Genomic DNA, 3566 nt, shown 5'->3' with positions numbered 1-3566 from the left:
TTCCCGGCTTCAGCGCGAAGTCGTCCATCTCGTTGTTCAGCAGCACGCCGGTGCCCTTCGGAATCAGGCCCGAGCCGTACAGCAGGTTGACGGTCTGGGTGGCACCGACACGGTTGCCATCACGGTCGATGATCGAGAAGTGGGTGGTCTCATCATCCTCCAGCGGCGTCGGGTTGCCCGACAGCAGGTCGCTGGGGGTCGCCTTTTCCGGGTGGATGGTCGCGCGCAGGCCCTGTGCGTAATCCTTGCTGGCCAGCACCTTCTGCGGGATCTGCACGAAATCCGGATCGCCGAGGAAGAAGGTGCGGTCACGGTAGGCACGACGCATCGACTCGACCACCAGATGGGTGCGGTGCGCGGCATCCATCTGCTTGATGTCCCAGCCTTCCAGTATCTGCAGCATGCTGGCCAGGGCGATGCCACCGGAGGAYGGCGGCGGTGCGGTGGTGATCTTCCAGCCGTTGTAGTTGAAGACGATCGGCGCACGCTGCTTGACGCGGTAGCCGGCCAGCTCTTCGGCGGTCCACTTGCCTCCCGCCTGCTTCACGCCGGCCAGCAGCAGCTTGCCGGTCTGGCCCTTGTAGAAGCCGTCGAAGCCACCGGCCGCCAGGCGCTCCAGGGTCTGCGCCAGTTCCGGCTGCTTGAACAGGTCACCGGTGGCGATCGGCTTGCCATTGCGCAGATAGACCTCGCGCGTACCGGGATAACGCTCCATCACTTCACGGCGCGAGGCATATCCCTTGGCCATGCGGTCGTACACCGGGAAGCCTTCACGCGCGATGCGGATCGCCGGCTGCAACGATGCCGCCAGCGGCAGCTTGCCGTGCTTGGCCGACAGTTCGACCAGCGCCGCCGGCAGGCCCGGAATGCCGGCCGACCACGGGCCGTTGACCGAGCGGTCGCGGTCCAGGTCACCCTTCTTGTCGAGGAAGGCCTGCGGYGTGGCCGCGGCCGGCGCGGTCTCGCGCGCGTCCAGCATCACGTCCTTGCCGGTAGCCGCATCATGCAGCAGGAAAAAGCCGCCGCCACCGAGGCCGGAGCTGATCGGCTCGACCACTGCCAGGGTCGAGGACACCGCCACCGCCGCGTCGAAGGCGTTGCCGCCCTGGGCCAGGATGTCGACACCGGCCTGGGTGGCCAGGGCGTGACCGCTGGCGATGGCCGCGCCATCGGGGCGCTCGGCACGGACCGGGGCATCAGCCCAGGCGACGGAACTCAGCAGCAGGCCGAGCAGCAACAGGGGGCGGGCGAACGACTTCATTCGGATGGGGGCTCCGCATAGAGTTCGGGATGATCGTGCTGCAGTTGGCGCAACTTGGCCAGCAGCTCGATTTCGGTTTCGACGATGTCCGGATCGGGGTCGATGCATTCGACCGGGCAGACGACCACGCACTGCGGTTCGTCGAAATGGCCCACGCACTCGGTACAGCGGGCGGGGTCGATCACGTAGATGGTTTCACCCATCGTGATGGCCTGGTTCGGGCAGGCCGGCTCGCATACGTCGCAGTTGACGCAGAGCTCATTGATTTTCAGCGACATGGCGATACTCCACGCCCGCGCCTTGGGACAAGGACCGGCCTGCGCGGGCGCGCGGGCCGGTCAGGTCATCAGCGGCGCCCATCGCAGGGCGCCGCCCGGGCCGTGCCGAAGCACGACCGCCTCGGCTCGGTCTTACTTGGCTTCGACGAAAATGTACTCGGCACCGGTCGGCTGGACCACGGCCTGCACGCGGGCGTTGTCGGCGGACTGGCCGATGAAGACGACGCGCACGCCCTTCATCGAATCCGGCGAGACATCCTTGAACACGGTCTGGATCATGTCAGCCATCTTGCCCGAGGCCGACGAACCGAAGGCCAGCATGTTGCCCGGCTGCACGCCACGGGCCACGGCCTGGGTCGCGCTTTCGGTCTGGCGCTCGTACTTGGCCTGGAAGTCCGGATCCGATTCCGGCGACAGGTAGTACAGGAACGGGCTGTTGGTGATGTTGCCCATGTTCTGGATGGCCACTTCCTGCAGGTACTTCTTCCAGCCTGCGTCGTCTTCCTTGGCCGGCGCGACCAGCGCCTGCTTGGCTTCGTCGACCGGAGCGGCTTCTTCCTTCTTGCAGGCGGTGAAAGYCAGGGCAAACGAAGCGATCAGCATCGCGCGCATGGTGTTGTTCATGGGTTTCCTCCCGGAATGTTGCGTGTTGGTGTGCGTAATGGAATGCGTGGTGCTACAGGATCTACTGCTGGCCAGGGCTTACGACTGGGCCGACTTCGCTTCGCGGACCTTGCGCAGCGCCTCGAGCACGGCGGCCGGCACGAAGCCGGACACATCGCCACCCAGGCGTGCGATCTCGCGGACCAGCGAGGACGAGATGAAGCTGTGCTGCTCGGCGGGGGTGAGGAACAGGGTCTCGACCTCCGGAATCAGGTGGCGGTTCATGCTCGCCATCTGGAATTCGTACTCGAAGTCGGACACCGCGCGCAGCCCGCGCAGCAGCACACCGCCCTGCACCGAACGCACAAAATGGGCCAGCAGCGTATCGAAGCCGATGACCTCGACGTTGCTGTGGTGGCCCAGGGCGCCACGCGCCAGCTGCACGCGCTGTTCCAGCGGCAGGGCCGGTCCCTTCGAGGGGCTCTGCGCCACGCCCACCACGACCTTTTCAAACAGCGGCGCGGCCCGGCTCACCAGGTCGATATGACCATTGGTGATGGGGTCGAACGTGCCGGGATAGACGGCGATGCGGCGGTTGGCCACGGTCATGGGCGGTAGCAGATGTTCAGATGAGGTCAAAGTGTAGCAGCGGCGCGGCGGTACAGGGCAAAGCGCACCTCGCGGGTGCCGCCATCGCGGTGCAGCAGCCATTCCGGGGGCAGCACCGGCACGTGGCTGGCCGGCGATTCCAGGTACAGCCAGGCGTCGGCGGCCAGGTGCCGCGGCAGCTGGGCCAGCACGTCCTGCCACAGGCCATCGGCGAACGGCGGGTCGATGAACACCAGATCCGCCTGCTGTGCCGGCGCGGCCTGCAGCCAGCGCAGCGCATCGGCCTGGGCGACCGTCACGACGTCACCCGCCTGCAGTCTGGCCACGGCCGCCGACAGGTTGCGCGCCAGCTGCGGGTCGCGCTCGACCAGGGTGGCATGCGCGCCCCCCCGCGAGACCGCCTCCAGCCCCAGCGCGCCGCTGCCGGCGAACAGGTCCAGCACGCGCGCCCCGCCCAGCTTGGGCATCAACCAGTTGAACAGGGTCTCACGCACGCGGTCGCTGCTGGGCCGCAGGCCCGGCAGGGTCGGAACCGGCAGTCGGGTATTGCGCCAGCGCCCACCGATGATGCGCACCTGGCCTTCGTTGCCACCGCGGCCGCTCACAGGCGCCCCTGGCGAGGTTCATTCGAGAATTTCAGCATGAGCGGGATTGTAGTTCGGCCGGGCTGCGCCCGGCACCCGCAGAGGCCGAAGCAACGTCAAAAGCTGGTTTCCTGTGGGTTGGCGGGGTGGGTCCGGTTGAGGGGGACGCTGCAAGTACGTCCCTGTAAGCTCGGTCGCCGCATCCATGCGGCTCACGCCCCCTCAACCGGA

Annotated in this window: 5 protein-coding genes; all 5 read right to left on the bottom strand. The window is 67.1% G+C overall.

Translation table 11 applies throughout. The features are described 5' to 3' along the window. The coding region (gene ggt, locus AC1DJN_RS21210) for a gamma-glutamyltransferase (protein ID WP_478040112.1) at positions 1–1261 on the bottom strand (1261 nt) is incomplete at its 3' end. Next, a complete protein-coding gene (locus AC1DJN_RS21205) occupies positions 1258–1539 on the bottom strand; it encodes a YfhL family 4Fe-4S dicluster ferredoxin (RefSeq protein ID WP_025878828.1) in 282 nt (93 codons plus the stop codon). The genes AC1DJN_RS21205 and ggt, both read right to left, overlap by 4 nt. Before the next feature lie 132 nt (positions 1540–1671). Beyond that, on the bottom strand, positions 1672–2163 hold the full coding sequence (locus tag AC1DJN_RS21200; RefSeq protein ID WP_478040110.1) for a hypothetical protein: 492 nt from the start codon (positions 2161–2163) through the stop codon (positions 1672–1674). 78 nt (positions 2164–2241) lie between these two features. Next, the gene (gene coaD / locus AC1DJN_RS21195) at positions 2242–2751 is read right to left on the bottom strand and encodes a pantetheine-phosphate adenylyltransferase (RefSeq protein WP_008267036.1); all 510 of its coding nucleotides are present in this window, start codon (positions 2749–2751) and stop codon (positions 2242–2244) included. Positions 2752–2777: 26 nt separating this feature from the next. Then, on the bottom strand, positions 2778–3356 hold the full coding sequence (gene rsmD / locus AC1DJN_RS21190; protein WP_032977851.1) for a 16S rRNA (guanine(966)-N(2))-methyltransferase RsmD: 579 nt from the start codon (positions 3354–3356) through the stop codon (positions 2778–2780). Positions 3357–3566: the final 210 nt, after the last annotated feature.

It is taken from the genome of Stenotrophomonas sp. 05L414_2, from assembly GCF_056397905.1.
This window is presented reverse-complemented; position numbering and strand designations above follow the sequence as displayed.